This is a genomic window from Psychrosphaera sp. (assembly GCF_982872775.1).
Map to the genome: position 1 here is coordinate 30,962 of NZ_CEYNSH010000022.1, position 25,933 is coordinate 56,894.

The window sequence follows — 25,933 nt, forward strand, 5'->3', positions numbered from 1 at the left end:
TATTCAAACAGAAGTGTAATATTTGCTGCACTCGTACAATGTTGGGTCATAATAGGTCGTATAAGAATGTTAAAGCGCAGATGGTTAGATTACTCAAAGTTAGGGCTGTGTTACCTTTCTTTAGCAACTCTATGTCCCGAGGTAATCGCTAAAAGTGAACAAGGCCAAGATAAAGCTGACCCAATATTTTCAATTGAACACATTCAGCTACCACATATTAAATACGCAACCCAAATTACTCATAAAGACAGGGTCGAATCTGGAGGGTTTTCTGCGTTGTGGGCCAGCGCGGATTGCAGTGAGTTTATTTTTGTTTCTGATTACAGCCAAGTGAATGAAACAGAATTACTAGCGCAACCGGTAAAACGTTCGGGGTGGTATCACACACAAAATGTGTTTGATGAAGATGGTCGCTTAATCAAGCTCGATATAAAGCATCAAGGTGTGTTAAAGCATTTGAATTCGACTAACCTGAAAGGTGCAGCAGAGTCGATAACAACATTCGAAGAGGGCTTTGTAATATCTTTTGATGATACCGGTGACTTGTGGTTTTACAATGCTCCAACAACTAATATGGAACCGCATTCTCGTTCTTTTAACGCATCAAATCATCCTCTAAACCAAACTCCGACTCTCTTTATCCAACAACCCAACTTTGGTGAAGGCAATGCTGGCTTGGAATCTATTGCTAGACTTGCTGACGGCACTTTTTTGTCAGTGTGGGAAAAGAATAAAAAAAGCAGTGATAGTGTCCCAGTTAGCATTCATAAAATAAGTAAAGCGGATAAAAATGTTGCAATAACGGCATCCAAGTTTACTGAATATGCGGCCATCTCTAGTCCAAAAGACCTCACGGTACTTAACGATGGAACCGTTATTGTATTGGAAAAAGATTGGTTAGGTAAAAAAGGCTCACGATTACGACTAAGCGAATTACATATCGACAAAATGGAACAAACCAATTACTTCGATCATACGTCAGTTCTTTATGATAATTTTGAGGGAATGGCGAGTTGTACTATGAACAACAAAGAGTGGATATTTATCGTTTCAGATGACAATGGGGATTGGCCTCGTCGGCATTTTGAAGATAAAGGGATCCCAAGACAAAAGACTTTGTTAGTCGGTTTTGAAGTAAACCGACTCCTGAATAGAAATTAAATACCACTAAAGCATTTGCCTTATTTGGACAGAATAAGGCGACTTATAGAACAAGATCACCTAAACCACTTTTAAAGACAGTTATTTTTGAGTAGCATCATCGCCTCATCAGCAAATTAAATTCTCGAATAAAAACAAAAAAGAGTAATTCATGGCCCAGCTATATTTTTACTACTCTGCAATGAATGCAGGTAAATCTACGACATTATTACAGTCGTCTTTCAACTACAAAGAACGAGGCATGGAGCCACTAATTTATACAGCGGCCATAGACAACCGTTATGACGTCGGAAAAGTGACGTCGCGAATCGGACTTGAAGCTCCAGCCCAAGTCTTCAGTGAAAACACCAATTTGTATGATGATGTATCGCGATTGCTCAAGAGCCGTAAAATCGACTGTATATTGGTAGATGAGTGTCAATTTCTAGCTAAAGAACAAGTAAAGCAGCTGACGGACGTAGTTGACCAACTTGGCATTCCTGTTTTGTGTTATGGCTTGCGCACTGACTTTTTAGGCGAGTTGTTTGTTGGGTCTCAATATTTGCTAGCATGGGCAGACAAACTTATTGAGCTTAAGACGGTATGTCATTGTGGTCGCAAAGCAAATATGGTCCTACGTACTGACGAAAACGGCAATGCAATCGCTGATGGTGACCAAGTTCAAATTGGTGGCAATGACCGATATGTGTCTATGTGTCGCAAGCACTACAAAGAAGCATTAGGGAATTAGTTGATATTGGTTCGCTTTTCTTATGAATCAGGTCAGGAATAACCCCTTATAAACACTTAATTTCTTCGGAGTAATTTAACGACATGACGACTGTGCATGAAAGACTGACTCAACAGCTCGAGTTTATTTCAGAGTTGGATAGGCTCAAAGCAGTAAAACGCAAAGCATTGATAAAATGCGATGATAATCGATATGAAAATAGCGCAGAGCACAGTTGGCATATTGCTATGGCTGCTCAAGTACTTCACCAATATGCAGAAGAGCCAGTGGATTTGTCACGCGTTACCCAAATGCTGCTAATCCATGACATTGTAGAAATAGACGCTGGTGATACGTTTGCGTTTGCAGAACAAGTGGATTTGGACGCACAAGCTGAGAAAGAAGAAGCGGCGGCAAATCGCATTTTCGGTTTGCTACCGGGTGGTCAATTTGAATATTTTAAAGCGTTGTTTATCGAATTTGAAGAGAGTAAAACAGCAGATGGCCGCTTTGCTAAAGCAATCGATAGAATCTTACCTCTCATTCAAAATATGCAAAATGAAGGTGGTAGCTGGGCTCAACATAGTGTTAAAAAATCTCAAGTTTTGGCGCGTAATCAGTATCTTGAGGAATTAGCACCAAAACTTTGGACCTTTGCTAAGTCACAAATTGAGATCGCCTGTGAGAAAGGTTGGTTAACTGACGAATAATTCAAGTCGTTCATCCTAGTAACCCTTGATTAAAAATTGCACGAGGCCATGACAGTTGTTATTTTGGTTTTAATTATAATAACAACATGGTCTCAACATGAACGTAAACCAAACTCACTTTTTTAAGAAAAAAAAGAATAACTCCGCGCCTTTCACTCTAGGTCGTCGAATGAATGTTATCGCTCAAAGTGTGGCATTGATGTTGACCACCTCTTTATTTGTTGCACCAGTGTCTGTAGCACAGACATATACACAAACAGAGTTAGAAGCCCTAACTAAGACGTCATCCATCGAAGAAATTCAATCTTTAATGTTGGAAGGAAAGCTGACGAGTGTGCAACTTACTCAGTTTTATTTAAATAAAATAGAAAACGAAGATCATAAATATAATGCGGTGATAGCTGTCAACAAAGAGGCACTTAACATCGCATCAAGACTGGATGCAGCGTTAGAGCAGTACAAAGGTAAAAAGTTACCTGCATTATTTGGTATGCCAATCTTATTAAAAGACAATATTGAATCTGAAGAAAATGCGACAACAGCTGGCTCACTTGCTTTAAAGGATAATTTCACAAAACGCGATGCCACCTTAACGGCAAATTTAAGAGCGCATGGGGCGATAATTCTCGGTAAAACAAACCTAAGTGAGTGGGCAAACTTTCGCTCAGAACGCTCTTCTAGTGGCTGGTCAGCTATCGGTGGCCAAACAAAGAACCCTCATGATGTCAGTCGAACACCTTGCGGTTCTAGTTCTGGCTCTGGAGCTGCGGTGGCCGCCAATTTAGCAATAGCTGCAATAGGGACCGAAACCAATGGCTCAATTACTTGTCCTGCTGCTGTTAATGGTATTGTAGGAATGAAGCCTACCGTTGGCTTAGTGAGCCGCTTCGGTGTCGTACCTATCTCCCCAACACAAGATACTGCAGGTCCAATGGCTAAGTCTGTAGGCGATGCAAAACGTATTCTTTTTGCAATGCAAGGAAGAGACAAACTTGATAAACAAACGGCTGCAGAGGGAATAAAAAAGGTAACAGAAAATGTTAAAACACTTCCAGTAGATGGCCTACGACTTGGTGTAGTCTATTCATCTGCTCAAAGTCACGAGCAAGTTGACGACGTGTTTCAAGAGATATTGACGACATTCACAACAAATGGCGTAAAACTCGAGCCTAATTTAAAATTTGAAAGTTATGATGGCTTTTGGGCGGATTCTTATCAGCAACTTTTAAGAGAGTTTAAAACATCTCTAAATCATTATTTTTCTACCTTGCCGGGCGATGTTCCAAATGAGTTCAATACATTAACACTAAAAAAATTGATTGAATTTAACAACGCTAATAAAGCGTTAGAAATGCCATATTTTCAACAAGAGATATTTGAAAAATCGCAAGCGACAGACGGAATGAATACACAGAGATTTAAAAACTTAAAGGCTAAATTGCAAAGAGTGACTGGAAAAGAGAACATCACTAAACTCATTGAAAAACATAATTTGGATGCGTTAATTGCGGTCACACGAGGACCTGCGTGGAAGATTGATAAAGTTAATGGCGACAACAGTAATGGTGGTGTGTCAACGTTTTCGGCTATATCGGGTTATCCGCATGTGACAATTCCGATGGGTAAGCTTCATGGGTTACCACTAGGCATTTCAGTTATGACTAATCACGGTGAAGATGAAAAAGCGTTAAATGTTGCAGCTACTTTAGCGTCGCTAATTAAGAAGTAGCGCTTATTTTTTTATTGAAGTCCAGTGCAGATTTCTCTCTGCACTGGACTATTAAGGATCACAATGTCAGGTGAAACAAACCTAAACTCACTACTTACTAATATAAATCCCGTTTTACACGATGAAAAGTTTGTTTTCTGTTGTTTTGATGGAGATGCATTTTTTGCCACAGGCATAAAACCAAAAGCATTGTTTTATGAAGAAGAAGGGCTAACTGTGGTGTTAACTGACAAACAAGCCAAACAGTTAGGTCATGACACAACTAGCACCTTTAGTATGCTCACCCTACAGGTTCACTCCAGTTTAGAGGCGGTGGGTCTGACTGCGGCTGTTTCGGCGGCACTGACCAATGCCAATATAAGCGCTAATGTCATTGCGGCGTATTATCACGACCATATTTTTGTGCCAACAAACAGGGCAGAAGAAGCATTAAAAGTGTTAAATGAGCTGGCGAGTAAAAATAACACCAAGCCGATTTAATGGATTCATTCAGCGGAGTTCCACATTTTCCAGTTTGTCTATCGAACCTAAAATAAGAGTTTAAAATTATAAGGTTTTTAGAAACGTTATCTTTAAAAACAGGTTCCTTTAAAAATACTTAATTAACGTAAATGTGACATTTTTGTTAATAATTGTTGCGATCTCTTTTTAAGTGGTGTTAAAATGTCTGCCCAACCGAACAGTAGCAAGGTTTTCTAGGCTACTCGTCTGTATTTTTCAAATGTATGATTTTTACCTACCACCTCTTATGGATGGTATTTTTTTGTGCGCGTGATTTATGCAGATTTGAGTGTTTAGTCATTGATACTGTCATCTCAGGTTGGGCGTTCCTTCAGTAACGACTGACGAGCATCTGAGATACAAACATTGTAATCATCGTCTTAAATGAGGAACAAAAATGAACTCAAATAATGGTTCGAGCGCACGTGTGCGAGTATTAAACCCGGTAGCAGCGGCTACGGTATTTGCATTAACTACGTCTGCATTTGTGGCACCAACTTTCGCAGAGGAAGCTCAAGCGAAAGAAACAGAGTCAAAAATGGAGGCGATCACAGTTACTGCAACTAAGCGCTCTCAAGTTATTTATGAGGTGCCAATTGCAATGAGTGCATTTAGTGGTGACGCACTTGCTGAGCAAGGTATTACGGGCATCACAGATGTAGGTAAGTTTGTTCCTAACTTAAACATCACGGGCTTCTCAGCCGGTCACACTTCTTCAGCTAACCCATTTATTCGTGGTATTGGTCTGCAAGATCACTTAATCACAACGGATCCAGGCGTAAGCATCTACGTTGATGGCGTTTATCTAGGCCGTCAAGTTGGTCAAAACTGGAACCTAAACAACATCGACCGCATCGAAGTATTACGTGGTCCTCAAGGCACACTATACGGGCGTAACTCAATTGGTGGTGCGATCAACATCATCACAAAACAGCCTAACGCGAAAGCTGAAACTAAAGTATCTGCTGAAGTTGGTACACGTGGTCGCTTAAAAGGTGACGTATTTGTTAATCGTGAAATTTCTGAAGGCGTTGCTTTTAACTTTAATGCTGGCTACAACCGCCGTGACGGTCTAGGCAAATTCATCAACCTTCCAGAAGCGAAATGGGATGTAGGTGAAAGCGAAGAAATGTATGGTCGTTTCTCGGTTAAAGTTGAAGCATCGGATGACTTGTCTTTTGTTGTAACAGCAGATGCAAACGACGGTAAAGGTGGTTTACGTCCTTACACAACTAAAATTAACGAAGTCCCAAATGGTGCTTATTACACAGGCATGCGTTTTGGTTCTCCAACGCCAGCTGGCCCACTTCGCAATAGCGATGTCGCTGCAGACCCTTATGATAATGCAACAGGCACTATCGAGGTTACTGAAGTAACAAACAAGGCAAGTGGTTTATCTTTCACTGCTGACTACGACATTAATGCTGACCTAGGCGCTAAATTCATTATCAGTAACCGTACTTCTGAGTACAAAGCTGGTTTGGACGATGATGCAACGATTTATGCCATGGACCATTACCCAGAGCGTGGTGAAGCAGACCAAACGTCTGTTGAATTACAACTTAACGGCTACTTAGGTGAAGTAGACTTTGTTTCTGGTTTATACTGGTTTAAAGAAGAAGGTAAAAACCGTCAGGGTGAAGACTCTAGCTTTAACGGTTGGTCAAATACACTTCAACTTGATCAAGAAACGACAAGTCGTGCCGTATTCGTAAACGTTGGTTATGACGTAACGGATGAGCTACGTGTTTCTGGTGGTTTACGTCACACAAGCGATGAGAAAAAAGCAACGGCATTTGTTGGTCAAGCAACTGGCCCTGCATATGCAGAAGACGATTGGAGCCAGGTTTCTTTCGACCTTTCAGCTAACTACACAATGGAAAACGGTTTAAACCTTTACTCGAGCATTCAAAGTGGCTATCAAGGTGGTCAGTTCCCAGCTCGTCCATACTGCTTATTCGGCAACCCAGAGTGTTTCGTTGCTTCTGATAACATCACTGCTGTTAACTACGAAGTAGGTCTTAAAGGTCAAGTTACAAGTGACTTCAATATGAGCGTTGCTTTCTTTAACACTGAATACGAAGACTTACCTTACCAAGTTAACACAGTAACTGATTCAGGTTTTGACACTAAGAACCTTATCGTTGAACAAACGTCTCGTGGTATCGAATGGGAAAGCACATGGTTGGTCACTGACAACTTAACACTTCACACAAGCGCAGGTTTCATTGACGTAGATGTTGAAGAGCAAGCAGGTGTTAAACCGGTAGCACCGTTAACTCCTGAGTTAACAGCATCAATCAGCCCATCATACTTGTTTGAATTAGAAGACGGTTCAACAATCAACACGCGTATTGACTTCTCATACCGTGACGACATGTACGGTGAGCCAAGCTCAGACCCTGCGCGTAATACTGTAGTTGAAGCTCGCACTTTAGTTAATTTGGACGTGTCATACTCTCCAGTTGATGCAGATTGGACTGTTTCTTTCTACGGTCGCAACATCACTGATGAGCGTTATGACGATGCACGTTTAAACACTGGTGATTACCTTCTAGTGATTAAGAGCAACGATGCAAGTGAGTTTGGTGTTCGTTACACAAACTCTTTCTAATTTGAATTAGAAAATAATCTTGTTTGAAAAAGCGCCTTAGGGCGCTTTTTTGTTATTATCGGTTCGATAAGAACGACTTGAAATACACGTCGTTAGAATAAAGCTCACGCCAAATTATAAAAGGAAATGAAATGCTTTTAGGGATAGATCATGTCGCCATTATTTGTTCGGATTATCCTAAATCCAAACACTTTTACTCTGAATTACTCGGTCTGCCTATCATCCACGAGGAATACAGAACAGAGCGAGACTCTTATAAACTAGACTTGGCTTTACCGGATGGTTCACAACTCGAATTGTTTTCCTTTCCAGAAGCACCTGAAAGACCGAGTTTTCCTGAAGCGCAGGGGTTGAGGCACTTATCTTTTCGCGTCAATGATATTGACGCTGCAGTAAAATGGTTGAGTAACAATAACATTTCAACGCAACAAATAAGAGTTGATTCTATTACCAACCGCCGTTTTGTTTTCTTTAATGATCCTGATGAGTTACCTCTTGAGCTTTATGAAAGATGAGGAAATGTAAATAACAAAATAAAAGCCACCTCAAAGATAACTTTTTGCAATAATTGACTATATTTAACATTAGTTAGTTAACTCTTCGTGTTTTGAAAGAGGCAAAAATGATAGAACCACGTATTCCGGTAGAAGAACAAAAGCGCATTGAAACATTACATGCCATGCAATTGTTAGACACCGCACCAGAAGAACGTTTTGACCGATTAACAAGAATGGCAAAGCGAATGTTCGGAGTGCCCATTTCACTGGTAAGTTTGGTGGACTCAGATAGGCAATGGTTTAAGTCGAAACAAGGGTTAGGGGCAGAAGAGACGCCCAGAAATATTTCTTTTTGTGGTCATGCAATTTTAGGTGATGATATTTTTGATGTTCCTAATGCACTCAAAGATGAGCGTTTCTACGACAACCCTTTAGTCACAGATGCGCCACATATTCGTTTTTATGCAGGTTGTCCGCTAAAGGCAACAAATGGTCTCAAATTAGGGACCATTTGTTTAATAGATGAAAAGCCGCGGGAACTATCGGAAGAAGATAAACTGTTACTTCGTGATTTGGCTTTGATGGTTGAGCAAGAAATTGCATCTATTCAGCTCGCAACCCTTGATGAATTAACCGCTTTAAACAACCGTCGTGGATTTATGTCAATGGCCAATCATCTAATGGCGACGTGCACACGAAGTGAACAACCCGTTAGTATGCTTTTTTTCGATCTTGATAAGTTTAAGCCAATTAATGATAAATATGGTCACCTTGAAGGTGATAGGGCATTAATTGCATTTTCAAATGCAATGCGAACTGTGTTTAGGCAATCAGATGCAGTTGCAAGAATTGGTGGTGATGAGTTTGTTGCATTTTTAACAAATGCCGACCGACGGGAGACAGAAATTGTGCTTGAACGCTTCAACAAAGAAATAGAACAATTTAATGAGCAAAATGAAGCAGATTGGCAACTTGAATATAGTGTAGGCGTCGTGTCTTTAAAACCGATGCCTGGAGATACGATCGAACAACTACTAGCCAAGGCAGATAATGAGATGTACAAGCAAAAAGCTTCAGAACGATAGAGTTGAACTGTTACATTTTAAAACGCTTTACAACGGGTTTAACAGAGTCAAATTATAAGCTTGTTTTTTGTATTGTGATTGGAGTTTTCAGTTGTTAAACGAAAAAACAATTAATCAGTATAATGTTCAAAAATTTCTATAAATTTGTCGGTTAATTGGGTGTACGCATCCACCACATCAGGATCAAACTTCTTGCCTTTTTGCTCGACAATAAATTTGTTTACCTCATCAAAGCTCCACGCGTCTTTGTAACACCGTTTGGTCATCAACGCATCAAACACATCAGTTAAAGCAACTATACGACCATAGATATGGATATCGTCGCCTTTTTTCCCGGCTGGATAGCCACTTCCATCCCAATTCTCGTGATGCTCAGCGGCTATTATTGCTCCCGCTTTCATTATAGGGAGATCTGATTGGGCTAATACGTTTTTTCCTATCTCTGCGTGAGTCTTCATAACGTCCCAACTTTCGCCTTCAAGTCGTCCCGGGTGATTCAATACGTTGTCTGGAATACCGATCTTTCCAACGTCATGAAGGGGGGCGGCGAGAAATAACTCTTGTGCATCATCTTCACTAATGCCTAAATGCAATGCCAATTCTTTGGAGTAAAGAGCGACTCTACGAACGTGGTTACCGGTTTCCTTGGAACGTGTCTCAGCCACTTCACAAATAGAATAAACAATTTCTTCTTGGGTTTTACTTAACTGGTTATTTAGTCGAATATTCTCTAGCGCTATCGCTATATTTTTACAAAATACAGACAGAATATTTGGATCGAAGGTTAAAAGGTCAGTTTGGCCCTCTAAGTATAGGATAAGCTCTTTTTGACCATGGGTTGAAATATAAAATGCTTCCTCTTTATTGACGACCATTTCGTTACGAGGATAGTTACCACTCCTAAATTTTTGGAGTAATTTATTGGTAATTTTATCGTGAGCGTCTTTAACGACACCGTGATCTATACACGCAACGAGTTCAATATCAGATGCTTGTTTTTCAGCGAATGCAGACGTAGTTTGTGCGACAACGACCTCTGCATCAATATGCATCATTGCTGCCATCTGTTGCAGGGCACCACGGGCAAACCCTTTAAAACTCGGAATTTGTAATAGAGAGGCGGTGGAATCAATGATTTGTTCTAGGCCAATACGAGTTCGATTAATGGCGGTAATATCACGATAGGAGCGCAAAGCAGAATAAACCACCGTATTAAGCTTTTGATTTGTTAGTTCGGTTTTTTCTTTGTAGTCATTGATATCGTATTTTTTGATGACTTCATATTCTGGTGCTTGGCCCGGTTGTCCAGTGCGCAGTATAATTCTAACGTGGTGGTTATCTAGTTTTGTACGAATTACGTCAACTAAATCTAGCCCTGCCGACTCACTTTCCATCACCACGTCTAATAGGATAATGGCGATATCAGGTGTATTACTGATGATTTCCTCCGCTTCAGACGCCGAATATGCGTGCAAAAAAGTCAATGGTTTATCGACAAATGTAAATCCACTTAACGCTAGTTCAGTAACGTTATGAATTGACGCTTCATCATCAACAATAAGAATTTTCCAGCCTGTATGTTCTATTTTATTTTCAATTAACTCTTCAGTTAACTCTTCAAGCGAAAATAGCGGGGATTCATCACTATTAGACATTACCAATACCTCAAAAATCATCTACGTTTAAAGGTAGTCACAGTTTATTAAAGTCACAAGATGCAAAATAGGAACAAACTTAATTCGATGTTGTTAGGAAACTTACTATTTGTAGTAGGGACAGTGGCGCTTATCATTTTGTTTTTTGTGGATGAACAATCCAAAGGGTTTATGGAGTGGAGCTATGAAACGAAGGTAATTGTATTGGCAAGCGTCGTAACAATTCAATTGATTTTCGTCTTTGGCTGTTATGCCTGGCTTAGAATAGGCCAATCAGACGACGCTAATGAAATATTAGAAACCCTTTATAAGGTCCAAAACCTAGATTTTGAGGAACGAATTAAGGTAACCAATAACTTAGATAAAGAGCACAGACTTATATATAACAGTTTCAATCAAGTCATTGATGAATTTAACTATAATTGGAAGAACCTTAATTTAGAGTTGTCGGACCTAAAATCTGAATTTGAACAGGTTAAAAAAAACCAAGAGGACGTTATAGAAACGGAAAAGATGGCCTCTTTAGGGCGGCTAGTCGCTGGTGTTTCTCATGAGATAAATACCCCGTTAGGAATCGCAGTGACGGGCATGACTCATTTACAAACACAAAAGGTTAAAACTGAGGAGTTATTAAAGGCAGGCAAAATTTCGGCAAAAGATCTCAAGTTATTTTTACATGATGCAGATAAGTCAATTGAACTAGTCTTAAATCAAGTCTATCTAGCCGCGGACCTTATTAAAAACTTTAAACAAATTGCCGTTGATCAAACGTCTCCCGTCACTCGCGAAATTATCTTGAGCGACTACATTGAAAAAGTCATATCGACCGTTCAGCCACTTTTTAAAAGAAGTCCATATAAATTAGTAGTTTCTAAAGTTGTACCGGTATCAATAGTCACCTGTCCGGGGGCGTTGTCGCAAGTCATTACGATTTTAGTTCAAAATGCACTTAAGCATGCATTTGAAGATAGGAATGTGGGGTTTGTTTATATTGAAATCGAAACGACTGATAAAAAAGTACTTATTGTCGTAAAAGACGATGGAACTGGCATTCCTGTTTCACATCGAAAAAAGATTTTTGAACCATTTTATACAACAAAGAGAGGAAAAGGAGGGAGCGGATTAGGCTTAAGCTTAGCGTATAATATATGTAAAGAGGTCTTACTAGGTAAACTTTTCTTTAGAGCAAACGATCAAGGCGGTTCAGATTTTGTTATACAGATACCAAAAGATAGAGAACTGCATAATACAAACGTAAACCCTTAACTATTTATTTTAGCTATAGATTTTAAAAGGTTCTCTATCTGACTTTTAATGAAATCTGGTTCTTTCGTAATACAAGCATATTGCCTCAATCCAATAAACTGTACCTGTAACGTTTTTGCGAGAGCATTAGGATCACCAAATATTTCACGTTTTTTTACTGCTTGTTCAAAATAATCCTCAAACTTCGATTCAATCGCTTTTATTTGCTCAGATGCAAAGTCAATTATGTCTTGATAGGGGTTTTGGCCGTCTTGATCAATTTGATATTGCAACTCAGAAATTGTTTTTACCAATAGGCACAATTCATTATTTTGTTTGATGACCTCCGCTGATAAACAACGCAATAAGAAACGCTCTATGCCCTCTAAAGTTGATTTAGCGGTACTCACTTCAGCTTCTAGCGTATTTGTTAAGTCGTCAACATAGGATTGTAAAACCCGTTTATACAGTTCTGATTTGCTACCAAAAGATGAATACAAACTACCTGGCCGCAGGCCTGTCGCCTTTTGTAATTCACGTGTACTTGTTCCTAAAAAGCCTTTTTGCCAAAACACATTTTTAGCATTAGACATAACTTCAATAGGATCAAACTTTATTACGTTGCTCACCTTGAACTACATTCCTCAAATCAGAGACATTAAATTAACTTGCGAGTGTAACCTATATTTAGGACAAACAAATAGAACGTATTTATATCGGAATATTATATTGTACTGCTTATAGTTATTTGAACGAGTGCTCAAATATAACTAAGCTTACCTTTCTTGAACAGTTGCTCAAATAAGGAGTTCAAATGACAACATTTAAACTACACACACAAGAAACAGCACCAGAGGATAGTAAGCCGTTATTAAATGCCTCTGTCGAAGCGTTCGGTATGTTACCTAACTTACACGCAGTGATGGCTGAAGCTCCGACTTCATTAAAGTCATACCAACAACTTCACGAAAACTTTTTAAATACCTCTTTTGATGCTGATGAAAAGACCGTGGTTTGGCAGACAATTAATGTTGAGCACGAGTGTCATTACTGTGTTCCAGCTCACACAGGAATAGCAAAGTCTATGGGAGTAAGTGATGAGCTAATTGATGCGTTATCAAACCGTGAGTCGATGCCAAACGAAAAGCTACAGGCATTGCACGAAACCACTTTAGCTGTGGTAAGAGGACGTGGTGTTGTCGAAGATAGCGTTTTGGAAAACTTTTATGCAGCAGGTTATAGCCAAAAACATTTACTCGAAATTGTCGTTGGATTAGCGCAAAAAGTGATGAGTAATTATGTAAATCACTTTGCGGACACACCAGTCGACGAACCATTTAAGAAATTTGTTAAATAGCCTGTTGTAGTTAAAACACAGGTCTTTTATTCTTGCTCTTTGTACAAAGAAAACAAAGAGCAAGATGCAAACGACATTTCATATCTTTTGGCAGTTTTTTTTATTGGGTCTGATGAGCTTTGGCGGCCCAGCTGCTCACATTGGTTATTTTCGAAAAGCTTTTGTAGAAGACAAAAAGTGGCTGTCTGATCATGATTATTCACAGCTGGTGGCGTTAAGTCAGTTTTTGCCTGGTCCTGGTTCTAGCCAAGTTGGGTTTGCTATAGGTCATCAAAAAGGAGGCTTGCCAGGTGCCGTTGCTGCCTTCATAGGCTTTACGCTTCCTTCTTTCATTTTAATTGTTCTTTTTGCGGTTCTGACAGCCTCACATTTACTTAACGAAAGTACGTTAGACGGTATTATCCGTGGTCTTAAAATACTGGCAGTGGTTGTAGTAGCTGATGCGTTATTGGGCATGTATCAGTCATTTTGCCAAAAACGACTTACCGCGTCGATTGCCTTTGTTAGCGCCGTTATTCTCATTTTACAACCTTCTATCAGTCATCAACTTGCCCTCATTGTGTTAGCAGGCTTAGTGGGACTGTTATTTTTCCGTAATTTAACTGGCGCTAATAATAGTGAGCAACAAAACAATCCTAAGTTAATAATTGAAAATAAACAAAATGGCCTTTTGAACGAATTAAATAAGTTTAATTGGACCGCCGCGTTTTTATTTGTTCTGCTTGCGTTTGGTTTGCCGTTATTTAGTAGTGAAAACGTTTGGCTAAAGCTATTTACTGATTTCTATTACGCAGGAAGCTTGGTGTTTGGGGGCGGTCACGTTGTTTTACCATTACTGCAAGAACTAGTGGCGGATTCAATAACAAACGATCGATTTTTGACAGGATATGCAGCAGCCCAAGCAATACCAGGGCCGATGTTTACTTTTGCCTCATTTCTTGGCTCCGAATTACAACCTAGTTCTCCTTGGTTTGGAGCGCTCGTAGCGACGAGTGCGATCTTCCTGCCAGGCTTTATATTGATTTTAGTATTTAAAAACGCATGGTTATCATTGGCTTCTAACCCTAAATTATCGGGTGCAACTACGGGTATTAATGCTTGTGTTGTTGGTCTTTTAATGGCTGCGTTTTACACGCCAGTGGTTCAAAGTGGTATAAACACAAGCATAGACTTGGGACTAGCACTTTTAGGGGTTATGGCTCTACGTGTACACAAAACACCGGTTTTATACTTGGTACTTTGTTATGTTTTACTTGGCTTGTTTTTTAGTTAGCCTAGGGTCGATGGGGTTTTGAACAGTATTTCGCGAACTTAAATTTAGAAACAATCTCTTAAATTAGAGACGCTCGAGTGGCTGATTGATAGTAAGATAATTACAAATGGTGCGGCATAGTTGTTGGAGGTTTTGTTCTACGAGTTGGCCATTATCCATCATTTCTTTGATGTCGGCGTTAGCAATAGCCGCAATACAAATAAACGATAATGCGTCCGTATTGTTTTTTTGCACCCCTGTGAATCCACCATTAAGTACTTTGGACCAATTAGGATCAGCTAGCTCTGGTATTTTAAGGTAGTGAGATTCTGGAAATAGAGTAATTTCGATAGTGGTGATTTTGGACTCATCACAAAACCAATTCGCGCCAAGTGCTTTAAAATTTATCCATGCGTTAACACGCTCCAACATTGCTGCCGTTTTATGGTCGCTTGTATCAAATAAGGACTTAACATTGACGGTTATCGGTAGTCCTAAGCTATTGGCGTGAGCTTCGATGTTCGAGTCAATCACTGTCATGTTATTTCCTTATAATCTGCCTAGAATTAAAGCACATTTGGGGTTAATAGTTGCTACTGTTTGTGTCTTTAGCAGTATCGCCATTAAGTGTTGCGACAATATCGGCAAGTAGACCACTAGCACCAAATCGGAATTGCATAGGGCTTATCCATTCTTTACCTAACAAGTTTTCAGCCAACTTTAGATATGCCATGGCATCAACGGCCGTTCTAATACCACCTGCGGCTTTAAAACCAACCTTTGTGTCATTTTCTACAATCGCTGTCAGCATTATTTCAGCCGACTCAAGCGTCGCGTTGACCTTAACTTTACCAGTTGAAGTTTTTATAAAGTCAGTACCACAATCGATGCAAAACTCACTCGCAGCTTTAATTAGATTTGGTTCAGCAAGCTCACCAGACTCAATAATAACCTTTAACAAGGTTGGTCCATTGCATCGTTTTTTACTTTCTATCAGCACTTGCTCGCAGTGATCTAAGTCACCATTTGTAAAGGCTTGATAGGGAAGTACAACATCAATTTCATCGGCACCATCATTAATAGCTTGCTCAGTTTGAGCAATAACTTCATCAATGCTGTCTGTTCCATGTGAGAAATTAGTAACGGTTGCGACCTTAACGTTTTCAAGACCTAAGTCGTTGAGAGAACGCCGAGCGACACTAACAAACTGAGGGTAAACACAGACTGCAGCAACATGCCCGTAAGGTGTTTGTGCCTTGTGACACAATTTAATAATGTCTTGCTCTGTGTCATCCAAGTTTAAAGAGGTTAAATCAATTAAACTAAGTGCTTGTTTTGCGTATCGCTGGAGTTCATTCATGGTATTAGTCTGCCAAAAAGTCAGTCAAAAGCGTAGTAAGTCGTTGAGCCGCAAGCTGCCCTTGCTCTAATGTTTCATCGTGAGAAAGGTTAGTCGCTGATAAACCCGCTGCCAAATTGGTTATGGTCGAAATAGCCGTTACTTTTAGACCGCAATGACGAGCTACGATTGCTTCAGGTACGGTTGACATACCCACTGCGTCAGCGCCTAAAGTGCGTTGAGCACGAATCTCTGCTGGCGTTTCAAAAGTCGGTCCTGATACCCAAATATAAGTACCACGGTATAAGGTGAGGCCAGATTTTAACGCTGCTTTTTCTACTCGTTCGCCAATCTCACGATCGTACGTTTGGGTTAAGTCTAAAAAGCGAGGACCAATTTCGTCATCATTTGGACCAATTAACGGATTGAAACCAGAGAAGTTAATATGGTCTGTAATTAACATGATGCTGCCAGGACCCATATCTTCATTCAATGAACCTGCCGCATTGGTTAAAATTACTGACTCACACCCAAGTGCTTTGAAGCTTCTGACTGGAATCGCAATTTTTTCAAACGAATGACCTTCGTAATAATGGAAACGACCTTGCATACAGATAACATTTTTGCCACCGAGTGTGCCTGCAACCAAACGTCCAGTGTGTCCGGCGACTGTACTTTGCGGAAACTCTGGAATATCAGCGTATGGAATACTGATAGGGTCAATGATCTGGTCGGCTAGGTCGGCTAGGCCACTACCTAATACAATTGCTACTTCTGGCGAAAAGCCATTTAATTGAGTTTTTATATAATTTGCACTGATTTCAAAATCTTTCACGATAAAATCCCGTTAGTGTCGATATTTTCTAATTTGGAAAAGTACGCCAAACTTAGGATGATCTAAATAGTGTAGATCACCTGAATAGGTACGTCTTAGTTGTTTGAATGGGAAATTTTGTAGGTATTCTACTTCCAATAAAGTGTCACCGTTGTTTTCTGTCAACGTGCCTGCTTTAAATTCGTCGAACTCTGAGACTGATTGGTCCTTTTTTGCTGCGCTTATTAAGACGTTTTGCGAATCTAAGGTCAAGGGTTTTGTAGAGTCTTTTGCTAAAATGTCGCTTTGATTGGCGACAAATTGATCAATGTTATAAGTTTTTGATTGTTTTTCTCTGTAGTTAAAATCAGCATCAAAATACAGGTAATGATCGAGAATAACTTTGATCGTACCGTCTATTTCCCATGTTTCTTTGGGTAATTTGCTACGGTCGGGAAATATGATCGTTTGCGTTGCTTTATCTATTATTGCACCATTTTCTAAGTCAGCTAAGAAAGCACTTACGTTGTTCAGTTCCTGTTTAAGTAACGTCGACTGACCAGAGTCGCGCCCAGATTCAATGCCTTGTTGTACGTTATTGGAGTTTTGAACCTGTAATAAATCGGCAGTATTCGGTTGGTCTTGTTGCCATTTGGTTTCGAGATCTAATGATTCTAATAACTCTTGCTGAGAAACTTTGGCACTACCATCGTAGCGGAAAGAGTCGGTGAAGTTTTTTCCAGCACGCACATACATTGGCACTGCTTTGTTCGGAGATAATCCTGGCTGGCGCCAGCCCATATGTAAAACAACTCGAGTCGTCCAATGCTGATCTATTTTGTTCGCTTGCTCTTTAAGCTTTAAGTTTTGCTCATCTAGCAAGTAAACTCCGCGGTAATCATCATAATCGAAACCGGTTGGGCGCTTGGGAAACGAGGCGAAATTTACGCTGTCAAAATAATGGTGAACAAACAACGGCGCAGCACTAGGTGTGAAAGCGCTATTTGTTGACGATTGCTTGGAAAGAAAATCAACGTTTGGTTTTAACAACGCCCAGTATGGTGCTCGCGCTTCTGACGGCAACAGGCACAGTTCATCAGCTATCTGCCACTTAACGTCGATTTTTTGCTCGTAGTCGACATAATCCTGATAAAATGCTGCAGCGTTTTGTGTCTCTATGTCCTGACCTTCACTTTGATATTGCGGCCGAGACGCATTGTTTGCTCTGAGTTCTGCTTTGACGAAAGGGTCACTATTTGCATGGCATAACGGTAAGTTTGCCAAAAGAGGGCGTATATTAGGATATAAAACAGGTAACTGAACATCCCAGTGGTAGCGTGGTTTTTTGTTTTCTACTTGGTTTTCGAATCGCTCTCTTACGGCCTTTTCACGTGTGCGTTCAAAAATTATAACTTCGACGTCAAACCATCGACCGTCTGCTGATTTAATTCCTTCAATCAATTCTTCAGTTGGTACTCTTGTCGGTTCGCCATCGTCCAGGTTTACTTCGTTGCTTTGTGTATTGTTAAACTGAAAATCATTCGCTATTACAATCGATGGCGCACCTAACAAAGCGGCACACATTAGCGATGAGATTGCGGTCAGAGACTTCACTGCAGATTTACTTTTAAAATATTCCAATACAACTTGATGCATACTGTTTTGGGCGTTCCTTGTTTTTTGGATTGAACATGACAGGCCTACTAAAAATAGTGTACTTGAGACCAATCATTTGTTCTATGTTTTTTGTTTGTGCTCAAAGTCGTTAAGCATGGCATTGATGTATTTTATTCGGTCTTCAGAGTCTTTATTGTCAATGACGAATTTAAGTGTCTGACCGCCCTCAAGTTTGTAAACTGAAGGGTGCTGCTGAATGAGACTAATTAAAAAGACAGGATCGACACAAGTGGTGTCCGAGAACTCAATTTTACCGCCTTTTGGTCCAGCTTCAATTTTGGTGATACCCAATGCTTGGGCACGCTGTCTAAACTCACTAATCGTAAATAGGTTCTTAGTCGCATCTGGTAATAAGCCAAATCGGTCTATGAGTTCTATTTTGATGTCATCGAGCTGTGCTGAATCAGAACAAGTCGCTATGCGTTTATAAAGGCTTAGCCTCATATTTACGTCAGGTATATAACCATCTGGCAATAATGCCGGTAAGCGAAGTTCAATTTCAGTTTGTTTATTGGTTAATGCATCTAGACTCAGCTCTTTTCCTTGTTTTAATGCTTCTACGGCTTGTTCCAACATATCCATGTATAGTGAGAATCCAATCGTTTGAATTTGACCCGTTTGGTCATCACCCAACAATTCACCAGCGCCACGGATCTCTAAGTCATGTGTCGCCAGAGCAAAACCAGCGCCAAGGTCTTCCAATGAACCAATAGCCTCTAAGCGTTTAACGGCATCCTTGGTCATTGCTTTTGGCGGTGGAGTCAATAAGTAGGCATAAGCTTGGTGATGTGAACGACCGACACGCCCGCGTAGTTGGTGTAATTGAGCAAGGCCTAGTTTGTCGGCACGCTCCATAATAATTGTGTTAGCGGTTGGGACATCGATACCTGTTTCGATAATGGTTGTACATACCAAAACATTATATCTCTGGTGGTAAAAGTCACTCATAACGCGTTCGAGTTCTTTCTCACGCATTTGTCCGTGTGCAACAATCACACGGCAATCTGGCATTAATTGTTCAATTTCTCGAGCGCGTTGTTCAATCGTTTCGACATTATTATGCAGAAAATAAACCTGACCACCGCGGTTCGTTTCACGCATGATGGCTTCTTTTATTAAATCACTACTGTAATTTTTAACAAACGTCTTGATTGCGAGGCGCTTGGCTGGCGGCGTTGCGATGATTGATAAGTCTCGCATGCCTGACATTGCCATGTTTAGGGTACGCGGAATTGGGGTTGCGGTTAATGTCAAAATATCAACATTCGCCCTTAGCTTTTTGATGGCTTCCTTTTGCTTCACACCAAAACGGTGTTCTTCATCAATGATCAACAAACCTAAATCTTTGAACTTTATGTTTTCTTGAATCAGTTTGTGGGTACCGACAATAATGTCAACTTGACCATTTTCTAATTCTTCTAACACTTTGGTTTGTTGCTTACCTGTCTTAAAGCGAGAGAGGACCTCTACCTTAACTGGCCAATCTGCAAATCGGTCAGCAAAATTTTCATAGTGTTGTTGAGCCAATAGGGTTGTCGGCACAAGAACAGCTACTTGCTTACCATCGTTTACCGCAATATAGGCGGCACGCATGGCAACTTCGGTTTTACCAAAACCAACATCACCACAGACTAGTCTGTCCATCGCTCTTGGTGATTTCATGTCATTGACGACAGAGTTGATTGCCGTTTGCTGGTCTTCGGTTTCTTCAAACGGGAAGGAGGCGGAGAACTGACGCCAACCATCGCGGTCTAGTTCGTATTTGTAGCCAGGTTTTGCTTCTCGCTGCGCATAAATATCAAGCAGTTCAGCTGCAACGTCTCTAATCTTTTCGGCGGCTTTTTTACGCGCTTTTTCCCAGGCGTCGGAGCCTAGCTTATTGATTGGAGCTGATTCAGATTCGCCACCGGTATAACGAGTCAATAAATGTAAGTTACCGACGGGAACGTATAACTTGGCTTCATTGGCGTATTCTATCGTAACAAACTCTGAGGTCAGCCCACCTGCATCAATGGTTTCAAGTCCTTTATAACGTCCGACACCATGCTCAATATGGACGATGGCTTGGCCAACTTTTAACTCAGCTAAGTTTTTGACAATTGCATCACTCGACACGGACTTGTCACGTTTGTTTCTTCTACGTTGGGTTACACGGCCACCAAGTAATTGAGTCTCAGTTAAAAAAGAAACTGGCACTGACTGACCTTCAAGCTCGGTCACAATACCAAAACTATTTTCCAAGCTATTGATCACAATGCCGGTGTCGACGTTTGATTCGATAAACTCTTGAATTGTTTTAAATTGCGTTGGCTTGATTTGAGCTTGTTTTAGCAGTTCTAGCAAGGTCTCGCGCCGCCCAGCGGATTCGACATTAAACAGGATCCTACCTTGCTGCTCTTTAATCTCGATCAAATGGTCTGTGACTTTAGTAAACGGCTGCTTAAGCTGTGAGTCGATATTGATATCTTCGATTAGTACCGTATTCGCATTGTACTTCCCGGCACCATTTACCACCCCATGTTGTAAGCTAATTTGAGGCCACTTGTTTATCTGTGAAAACAATTTATCGATTGGTAAAAATAAACACTCAGGACTGAGAAGTGGGCGAAGTGGATCGACATTTAAGTTTTCATGTCGTTTTTGGGTTTCTCGAAGGTACAGTTCTGCTTGCGCTTGAATATCGCCGTCGAGAACGAGATGGCAATTATTCGGTAGATAATCAAATAGTGTATTAGTCTCGGCAAAAAATAACGGTAAATAATACTCTATACCAGCAGGAAAACTGCCTTCAGATACCTGTTTGTACAGGCTGTCTTTTTCGTTGCGTACGGTAAATTGTTCGCGATAGTTTTGGCGAAACAACTCAATTCCGTCTTTATCAAGAGGGAATTCATGCGCTGGCAATAGGTTTATTTCTTCGACCTTGTCCTTACTGCGCTGAGATTCAGTATCAAATAAACGAATGGTATCAATTTCGTCATCGAAAAAGTCTATCCGGTAGGGCATTTCACTACCCATTGGGTACAAGTCTAAAATTGAACCACGAACAGAGTATTCACCGTGCTCGATGACCTGTTCAACGTTGCGATATCCATTTTCTTGAAGTTGCAACGCTAATTGCTGAATGTCTTTCTTATCACCTGGTTTAAAAACAAAGCTATTACCCAAAATGTAAGATTTGGGTGCAATGAAATGCAAAAGGGTGTTAACCGGAACAATCACGATCCCCTTGTTCATCTGCGGCAATTGATACAGTGTTAAGAGACGTTGGCTAATAATGTCTTGATGCGGTGAAAATGTATCGTATGGCAAAATTTCCCAATCAGGGAATGTGAAAACAGGAATAGCCGCTGGGTCAACTAAACTACTTAATTCGGTTTCTAAACGATGTGCTGCCGGCGTATTTTCTGTAACGATAACGGTGACGTGATCTGAATGATATGCCGCTTCCGCAATTGCCAACGACTTACTACTACCAGCAAGTCTTGCCCACGTTATTTTGTCTGCTTTTTTGTTTGCAGTGGATTCGGAATTTGGTTTTGGTAAAGGTAGATTGAGTAATTGCGGAAGCACAACAGTCCTATTTATTTACGGTAGATTTTGGTTAGATCAGAATAGTGGTCAATACGACGATCACGCATAAACGGCCAAATACGGCGCACATCTTCACTGCGAGACAATGATACGTTTGCTGTTAAAATTTGATCATCTTTGTCACTAGCATGAGCAAGAATTTCACCTTGTGGTCCAGCTATAAAGCTATTTCCCCAAAATAAAATCCCTGTGCTTTGTTCACTTGGGTCACCTTCATGCCCAACGCGGTTGCATGAAATCACAGGTAAGCCATTGGCAACCGCGTGGCCGCGTTGTGAAATGACCCATGCGTCGAGTTGGCGTGCTTGCTCGTCTTTGTCGTCCCGCGTATCCCAGCCAATGGCGGTAGGGTAGATCAGTACTTCTGCACCGGCCATAGCCATTAATCGAGCGGCTTCTGGAAACCATTGATCCCAGCATACAAGAACACCTAACGTTCCGACGGAGGTAGGAATCGGTTCAAAGCCTAAATCACCTGGAGTAAAATAAAATTTTTCATAAAAGCCTGGATCGTCAGGGATATGCATCTTGCGATATTTTCCCGCAATCGTACCGTCAGACTCAATGACAACCGCCGTATTGTGGTAAATCCCTACGGCACGTTTCTCAAACAAAGACAAAACCAATACGACATTTAATTCTTTTGCCAAGTTTCCATATAAATCGGTTGATGGACCTGGGATGGGCTCCGCCAAATCAAATAGGTGGGTCTCTTCGGTTTGACAAAAGTACAAGGACCGATGAAGTTCCTGCAAAACGATTAATTTTGCCCCTTCGGCGGCGGCTTCTCGAATGCCCTCGATGGTTTTATCGGTGTTGTGTTGTAAATCTGGGGTGTTGCTGTGCTGAACAACAGCAACCTTAAGTTGTTTTGTTGTCATGATATTAATCCTGCTGGAAGTTGCATGGTTAAACAGTGCAAACTGCCAAATTGTTTAATTACGGCACGACAATCAATGCCAATTATTTTCCTGCCTGGGTGAGCGGCGCCGATTATAGCTAAGGCTTGTTTATCTGCAACATCATTATAGGTTGGAACCAACACCGCGCCATTAATGATCAAATAGTTTGCATAAGTAGCAGGTAATGGCTCACCATCATCATCAAATATTGGTTTTGGCATTGGAAGCGCAAATAACTGGTAGGGTGTTCCTTCAACGTCAGTGAAGCCTTTGAGCTCATCTTCCATTTTGTTCAATTCTTGAAAGTGCGGGTCATTTTCATCACGACAGCTAACATAAACAATGCCTTCAGGTGCAAATCGTGCCAATGTATCGATATGGGCGTCAGTATCATCACCTGATAAGTAACCATATTCTAACCAAAGTACTTTATTGACACCTAAATTTTGCACTAGTGTTTGTTCAATTTGTTCTTTGGACAAGTGTAAATTTCGGTTGGGGTTAAGGAGGCACCGAGTGGTGGTCATTAATACTCCGTTGCCGTCACTTTCGATACTGCCACCTTCCAGGATAAAATCACTTGATTCAATTACATCTGAATGAGCAAATGGCTGGCTCATCAAATGACCGGTGATTTCATTGTCCAATTCTCCACTGTACTTATCGCCCCAAGCATTAAAAGTAAAATCTAATACCTTCAACTGACGATCATTTTGGCGATTAACCAAAGTAATAGGTCCGTGATCTCGTGCCCAAGTGTCATTGCACGGCGCTATAAACAATCTGACGTTATGCATGTCTACATCTTCATCACAGAGTAACTCAGTAACGCGAAGCTTTATTCGTTCGTCGTGACAAGCGATAACTAACTTTTGGTATTGAGTGATTGATTTTGCTAGTTCTAAATAGACATATTCGATGTCATTCAGAATTGGACGCCAATCGGTATGAACGTGTGGCCATGTTAGTAAAACCGCAGATTGTCGTGACCACTCAGCGGGCAAAGTAAACGTCATTGTTGTTCTTTCTCGTTCTGTCTTTGTTTGGTTTTTTTCAATAATTGTTTAGATTGTTGGTGCAGTGACGCTCGGACAACTAACTCTTGATCTTCTTCACGAATTCGATGAAAAACTAACTTATGTTGAAAACGCCTTGGTTTGTCGTGATTAGTCGGCTCTGTGTCTTCTAAAGTGCTGTCTAAAGTAACCACATCAATGATTCGACCAATGCAATAAATGGCTGAAGCTTCGTCTGAAAAAAACAATTTACAGATATAATAACGGTCTGGGTCTAACTCTTCTTCACTTGTGACAGTAAAGCCACCACCGCCGTATGAGTCTGTCTTTAGCTTGGTGTCGTTGTCATCTTGGGCTTGTAATATATAACTCATCATTAAGTCAATTTTTCGACTTTGAGCTTTTAAATAGTCGGCCAAAGGCTCAATCACGTCGCCAAGTTGTCGCAAAGGCCGCAACATGTTTTGTTCGACGCCTTTCATATCTGATGCCAATTTAAAGGGTAATGGCATCATGGCTTCAAATTCTTCTTGGGTCGGCGTTTCTGAAATAAGATTGCCAGTCTGAATATTAATATCAACTTGATGTTCTAATTGAAAATACTCTTCAAATATCGCTTGGTCTGCTGCATTCATGATAAGCACTCTGCTTGTACTTTTATTGTTAAAGACATATTATCGAACCTTAGCATTTCCTTCACTAATTTAATTAAAAAGATTCAAGCTCTTAGATGAATTTACCTATAAGCCTAGTCATTGCTCGGCGATACGCTCAAGCATCCAAAGAAGGCAAGTTCGTTGGATTAATTTCTCTTTTTTCAAAAGCCGGTATAGCTATAGGCGTAATGGCGTTAATTATAGTCATATCTGTAATGGATGGATTCGAGGGTGTATTAAAAAAGCGCATTCTTAGTTCTGTACCACATATTGTATTGACACCCGATAGCCAAACTCGACCAGTCTCTAATCAAAATAATGCACCAGGCAATAGCCCTGAACTTACTCGAATAAAAGCATTCTCACCTCATATAATCCAAGCTCTGCCTTTAGTTGAAAGCACTGCTATTATGCAGCTTCCAAATGATTTGAAAGGCGTGATGGTGCAAGGTATTCAGGATATTGATCATATTCCTCTTGGTGTAAAAGGTGTCCTAGTGCAGGGACAATGGCCGGCATTTTTGGAAAGTGAATATGCCATTATTGTTGGACGTTTCTTAGCATTAGAAAAAGGCATAACCATCGGTGATAAAGTTCGACTGATCGTCTCTGGAGCGAGCTCATACACCCCATTAGGGAGAATGCCGTCTCAACGGTCATTTGTTGTTGCTGGTTTTTTTGAAACCGAAAGTGAACTTGATCAGCAAATGGTATTTACCAAAAGTGCTAACCTAAATCGTCTGTTAAAAAAGTCAGCGACGTCCAATCAAGGAATTAGGTTGGTATTGTCTGACCCTTTTAAAGCACAACAGGTCATCGCCGCTATGCAAGAAAGTGGTGAGTTTACCGATTACACCATAACGAGTTGGCACAATACCCACGGCAAGTTATTTGATGCAGTAAAAATGGAAAAAAATATGATGTGGTTAATGTTGAGCCTAATCGTTGCCGTTGCCGCATTTAATATAGTTTCTGCTCTAGTCATGATGGTGACCCAGAAGCAGGGAGAAATTGCCATATTAAAAACTCTAGGGTTAACCAATAGCAACGTTGCCAAAGTATTCACGGTCCAAGGTGCATTAAATGGCATTGTTGGAGCCAGTTGGGGCTTTGCTCTTGGCACGACACTGTGCTTGGCTATAAATCCCATTATGGAAATAACACAGATTAATATTTTAGGTGTGCCTGGGCTCGGGTTACCGATTGAATATAGTGTTGGAAAGTCATTATCAATTGGCATTATGGCTATCGGACTTGCTTTGTTAGCCAGTGTTTATCCTGCTTATAGGGCATCAAAATTGATGCCTGCAGATGTCCTGCGCTATGAATAATAAAATGGAAATATGATGCACGTAATAGAATGTAGAAACCTAGTAAAGCGCTACCCGGGGGTTCAAGATACGCAAGTCCTAAAAGGTTT

At 40.6% G+C, this 25,933-nt stretch carries 22 protein-coding genes; 12 read left to right on the forward strand and 10 right to left on the reverse strand.

The window, feature by feature from the left end; genetic code table 11:
• Nucleotides 1-66: 66 nt before the first annotated feature.
• From AC4E96_RS08235 to AC4E96_RS08270, 8 genes are all read left to right on the forward strand, one after another.
• Nucleotides 67-1,161 carry an esterase-like activity of phytase family protein gene (locus AC4E96_RS08235; protein ID WP_490255469.1) on the forward strand — a complete coding sequence of 365 codons (1,095 nt, stop codon included), beginning with the start codon at nucleotides 67-69 and terminating at the stop codon, nucleotides 1,159-1,161.
• A gap of 151 nt (nucleotides 1,162-1,312) precedes the next feature.
• Nucleotides 1,313-1,891, forward strand: coding sequence for a thymidine kinase (locus AC4E96_RS08240; RefSeq protein ID WP_488032548.1), 579 nt, complete (start codon nucleotides 1,313-1,315; stop codon nucleotides 1,889-1,891).
• A gap of 83 nt (nucleotides 1,892-1,974) precedes the next feature.
• Nucleotides 1,975-2,580 (forward strand): HD domain-containing protein, encoded by a 606-nt coding sequence (locus AC4E96_RS08245; protein ID WP_488032547.1) that lies wholly within the window; start codon nucleotides 1,975-1,977, stop codon nucleotides 2,578-2,580.
• A 97-nt stretch (nucleotides 2,581-2,677) separates the two neighbouring features.
• Nucleotides 2,678-4,309 carry an amidase gene (locus AC4E96_RS08250; protein WP_490255470.1) on the forward strand — a complete coding sequence of 544 codons (1,632 nt, stop codon included), beginning with the start codon at nucleotides 2,678-2,680 and terminating at the stop codon, nucleotides 4,307-4,309.
• Between the two features lie 63 nt (nucleotides 4,310-4,372).
• On the forward strand, nucleotides 4,373-4,789 hold the full coding sequence (locus AC4E96_RS08255; protein ID WP_490255471.1) for an ACT domain-containing protein: 417 nt from the start codon (nucleotides 4,373-4,375) through the stop codon (nucleotides 4,787-4,789).
• A gap of 418 nt (nucleotides 4,790-5,207) precedes the next feature.
• Entirely contained in the window at nucleotides 5,208-7,424 is a 2,217-nt protein-coding gene (locus AC4E96_RS08260; protein ID WP_490255472.1) for a TonB-dependent receptor, read from the forward strand.
• Nucleotides 7,425-7,555: 131 nt separating this feature from the next.
• Nucleotides 7,556-7,939, forward strand: a complete 384-nt coding sequence (gene gloA2, locus AC4E96_RS08265; RefSeq protein ID WP_490255473.1) for an SMU1112c/YaeR family gloxylase I-like metalloprotein — start codon at nucleotides 7,556-7,558, stop codon at nucleotides 7,937-7,939.
• A 107-nt stretch (nucleotides 7,940-8,046) separates the two neighbouring features.
• Nucleotides 8,047-9,006, forward strand: coding sequence for a sensor domain-containing diguanylate cyclase (locus AC4E96_RS08270; RefSeq protein ID WP_490255474.1), 960 nt, complete (start codon nucleotides 8,047-8,049; stop codon nucleotides 9,004-9,006).
• Nucleotides 9,007-9,116: 110 nt separating this feature from the next.
• Here AC4E96_RS08270 and AC4E96_RS08275 read toward each other — a convergent pair whose 3' ends face one another.
• Nucleotides 9,117-10,661, reverse strand: a complete 1,545-nt coding sequence (locus AC4E96_RS08275; protein ID WP_490255475.1) for a DUF3369 domain-containing protein — start codon at nucleotides 10,659-10,661, stop codon at nucleotides 9,117-9,119.
• Between the two features lie 87 nt (nucleotides 10,662-10,748).
• On the opposite strand from AC4E96_RS08275, the gene AC4E96_RS08280 reads away from it, so the two are divergent.
• On the forward strand, nucleotides 10,749-11,927 hold the full coding sequence (locus AC4E96_RS08280; RefSeq protein ID WP_490255476.1) for a sensor histidine kinase: 1,179 nt from the start codon (nucleotides 10,749-10,751) through the stop codon (nucleotides 11,925-11,927).
• On the opposite strand, the gene AC4E96_RS08285 is transcribed toward AC4E96_RS08280, so the two are convergent.
• Entirely contained in the window at nucleotides 11,924-12,535 is a 612-nt protein-coding gene (locus AC4E96_RS08285) for a TetR/AcrR family transcriptional regulator (protein ID WP_490255477.1), read from the reverse strand. The genes AC4E96_RS08280 and AC4E96_RS08285 overlap by 4 nt on opposite strands.
• A gap of 185 nt (nucleotides 12,536-12,720) precedes the next feature.
• Here AC4E96_RS08285 and AC4E96_RS08290 point away from each other — a divergent pair, with 185 nt between their 5' ends.
• Nucleotides 12,721-13,263, forward strand: a complete 543-nt coding sequence (locus AC4E96_RS08290) for a carboxymuconolactone decarboxylase family protein (RefSeq protein ID WP_488032538.1) — start codon at nucleotides 12,721-12,723, stop codon at nucleotides 13,261-13,263.
• A 64-nt stretch (nucleotides 13,264-13,327) separates the two neighbouring features.
• Entirely contained in the window at nucleotides 13,328-14,536 is a 1,209-nt protein-coding gene (chrA, locus tag AC4E96_RS08295; protein WP_490255478.1) for a chromate efflux transporter, read from the forward strand.
• A 63-nt stretch (nucleotides 14,537-14,599) separates the two neighbouring features.
• On the opposite strand, the gene AC4E96_RS08300 is transcribed toward chrA, so the two are convergent.
• From AC4E96_RS08300 to AC4E96_RS08335, 8 genes are all read right to left on the reverse strand, one after another.
• On the reverse strand, nucleotides 14,600-15,055 hold the full coding sequence (locus AC4E96_RS08300; protein ID WP_490255479.1) for a hypothetical protein: 456 nt from the start codon (nucleotides 15,053-15,055) through the stop codon (nucleotides 14,600-14,602).
• A gap of 43 nt (nucleotides 15,056-15,098) precedes the next feature.
• Nucleotides 15,099-15,875: a deoxyribose-phosphate aldolase gene (gene deoC / locus AC4E96_RS08305; protein ID WP_490255480.1), complete on the reverse strand. Its 777-nt coding sequence runs from the start codon at nucleotides 15,873-15,875 to the stop codon at nucleotides 15,099-15,101.
• 4 nt (nucleotides 15,876-15,879) lie between these two features.
• Nucleotides 15,880-16,689 (reverse strand): purine-nucleoside phosphorylase, encoded by an 810-nt coding sequence (locus tag AC4E96_RS08310; protein ID WP_488032534.1) that lies wholly within the window; start codon nucleotides 16,687-16,689, stop codon nucleotides 15,880-15,882.
• Between the two features lie 12 nt (nucleotides 16,690-16,701).
• A complete protein-coding gene (locus tag AC4E96_RS08315; protein WP_490255481.1) occupies nucleotides 16,702-18,324 on the reverse strand; it encodes a CsiV family protein in 1,623 nt (540 codons plus the stop codon).
• Nucleotides 18,325-18,405: 81 nt separating this feature from the next.
• Entirely contained in the window at nucleotides 18,406-21,918 is a 3,513-nt protein-coding gene (mfd, locus tag AC4E96_RS08320; RefSeq protein ID WP_490255482.1) for a transcription-repair coupling factor, read from the reverse strand.
• An 11-nt stretch (nucleotides 21,919-21,929) separates the two neighbouring features.
• Entirely contained in the window at nucleotides 21,930-22,820 is an 891-nt protein-coding gene (locus tag AC4E96_RS08325) for a carbon-nitrogen hydrolase (protein WP_490255483.1), read from the reverse strand.
• A complete protein-coding gene (locus tag AC4E96_RS08330) occupies nucleotides 22,817-23,857 on the reverse strand; it encodes an agmatine deiminase family protein (RefSeq protein ID WP_490255484.1) in 1,041 nt (346 codons plus the stop codon). Before AC4E96_RS08330 ends, AC4E96_RS08325 begins: the two co-directional genes overlap by 4 nt.
• Nucleotides 23,854-24,492, reverse strand: a complete 639-nt coding sequence (locus AC4E96_RS08335) for a PilZ domain-containing protein (protein WP_490255485.1) — start codon at nucleotides 24,490-24,492, stop codon at nucleotides 23,854-23,856. Before AC4E96_RS08335 ends, AC4E96_RS08330 begins: the two co-directional genes overlap by 4 nt.
• Before the next feature lie 95 nt (nucleotides 24,493-24,587).
• Between AC4E96_RS08335 and AC4E96_RS08340 the strand changes: the two genes are divergently transcribed.
• Nucleotides 24,588-25,844 carry a lipoprotein-releasing ABC transporter permease subunit gene (locus tag AC4E96_RS08340; RefSeq protein WP_490255486.1) on the forward strand — a complete coding sequence of 419 codons (1,257 nt, stop codon included), beginning with the start codon at nucleotides 24,588-24,590 and terminating at the stop codon, nucleotides 25,842-25,844.
• Nucleotides 25,845-25,933: the final 89 nt, after the last annotated feature.

What these genes read in the sequence shown, in the direction of transcription:
- AC4E96_RS08325 (WP_490255483.1), bottom strand. Translation starts at nt 22,820, where the DNA reads ATGACAACAAAACAACTTAAGGTTGCTGTTGTTCAGCACAGCAACACC.
- AC4E96_RS08260 (WP_490255472.1), top strand. Translation starts at nt 5,208, where the DNA reads ATGAACTCAAATAATGGTTCGAGCGCACGTGTGCGAGTATTAAACCCG.
- AC4E96_RS08240 (WP_488032548.1), top strand. Translation starts at nt 1,313, where the DNA reads ATGGCCCAGCTATATTTTTACTACTCTGCAATGAATGCAGGTAAATCT.
- AC4E96_RS08255 (WP_490255471.1), top strand. Translation starts at nt 4,373, where the DNA reads ATGTCAGGTGAAACAAACCTAAACTCACTACTTACTAATATAAATCCC.
- deoC (WP_490255480.1), bottom strand. Translation starts at nt 15,875, where the DNA reads ATGAATGAACTCCAGCGATACGCAAAACAAGCACTTAGTTTAATTGAT.
- chrA (WP_490255478.1), top strand. Translation starts at nt 13,328, where the DNA reads ATGCAAACGACATTTCATATCTTTTGGCAGTTTTTTTTATTGGGTCTG.
- AC4E96_RS08280 (WP_490255476.1), top strand. Translation starts at nt 10,749, where the DNA reads ATGTTGTTAGGAAACTTACTATTTGTAGTAGGGACAGTGGCGCTTATC.
- AC4E96_RS08250 (WP_490255470.1), top strand. Translation starts at nt 2,678, where the DNA reads ATGAACGTAAACCAAACTCACTTTTTTAAGAAAAAAAAGAATAACTCC.
- AC4E96_RS08245 (WP_488032547.1), top strand. Translation starts at nt 1,975, where the DNA reads ATGACGACTGTGCATGAAAGACTGACTCAACAGCTCGAGTTTATTTCA.
- gloA2 (WP_490255473.1), top strand. Translation starts at nt 7,556, where the DNA reads ATGCTTTTAGGGATAGATCATGTCGCCATTATTTGTTCGGATTATCCT.
- AC4E96_RS08235 (WP_490255469.1), top strand. Translation starts at nt 67, where the DNA reads ATGTTAAAGCGCAGATGGTTAGATTACTCAAAGTTAGGGCTGTGTTAC.
- AC4E96_RS08315 (WP_490255481.1), bottom strand. Translation starts at nt 18,324, where the DNA reads ATGCATCAAGTTGTATTGGAATATTTTAAAAGTAAATCTGCAGTGAAG.
- AC4E96_RS08300 (WP_490255479.1), bottom strand. Translation starts at nt 15,055, where the DNA reads ATGACAGTGATTGACTCGAACATCGAAGCTCACGCCAATAGCTTAGGA.
- AC4E96_RS08290 (WP_488032538.1), top strand. Translation starts at nt 12,721, where the DNA reads ATGACAACATTTAAACTACACACACAAGAAACAGCACCAGAGGATAGT.
- AC4E96_RS08275 (WP_490255475.1), bottom strand. Translation starts at nt 10,661, where the DNA reads ATGTCTAATAGTGATGAATCCCCGCTATTTTCGCTTGAAGAGTTAACT.
- AC4E96_RS08270 (WP_490255474.1), top strand. Translation starts at nt 8,047, where the DNA reads ATGATAGAACCACGTATTCCGGTAGAAGAACAAAAGCGCATTGAAACA.
- AC4E96_RS08340 (WP_490255486.1), top strand. Translation starts at nt 24,588, where the DNA reads ATGAATTTACCTATAAGCCTAGTCATTGCTCGGCGATACGCTCAAGCA.
- AC4E96_RS08335 (WP_490255485.1), bottom strand. Translation starts at nt 24,492, where the DNA reads ATGAATGCAGCAGACCAAGCGATATTTGAAGAGTATTTTCAATTAGAA.
- AC4E96_RS08330 (WP_490255484.1), bottom strand. Translation starts at nt 23,857, where the DNA reads ATGACGTTTACTTTGCCCGCTGAGTGGTCACGACAATCTGCGGTTTTA.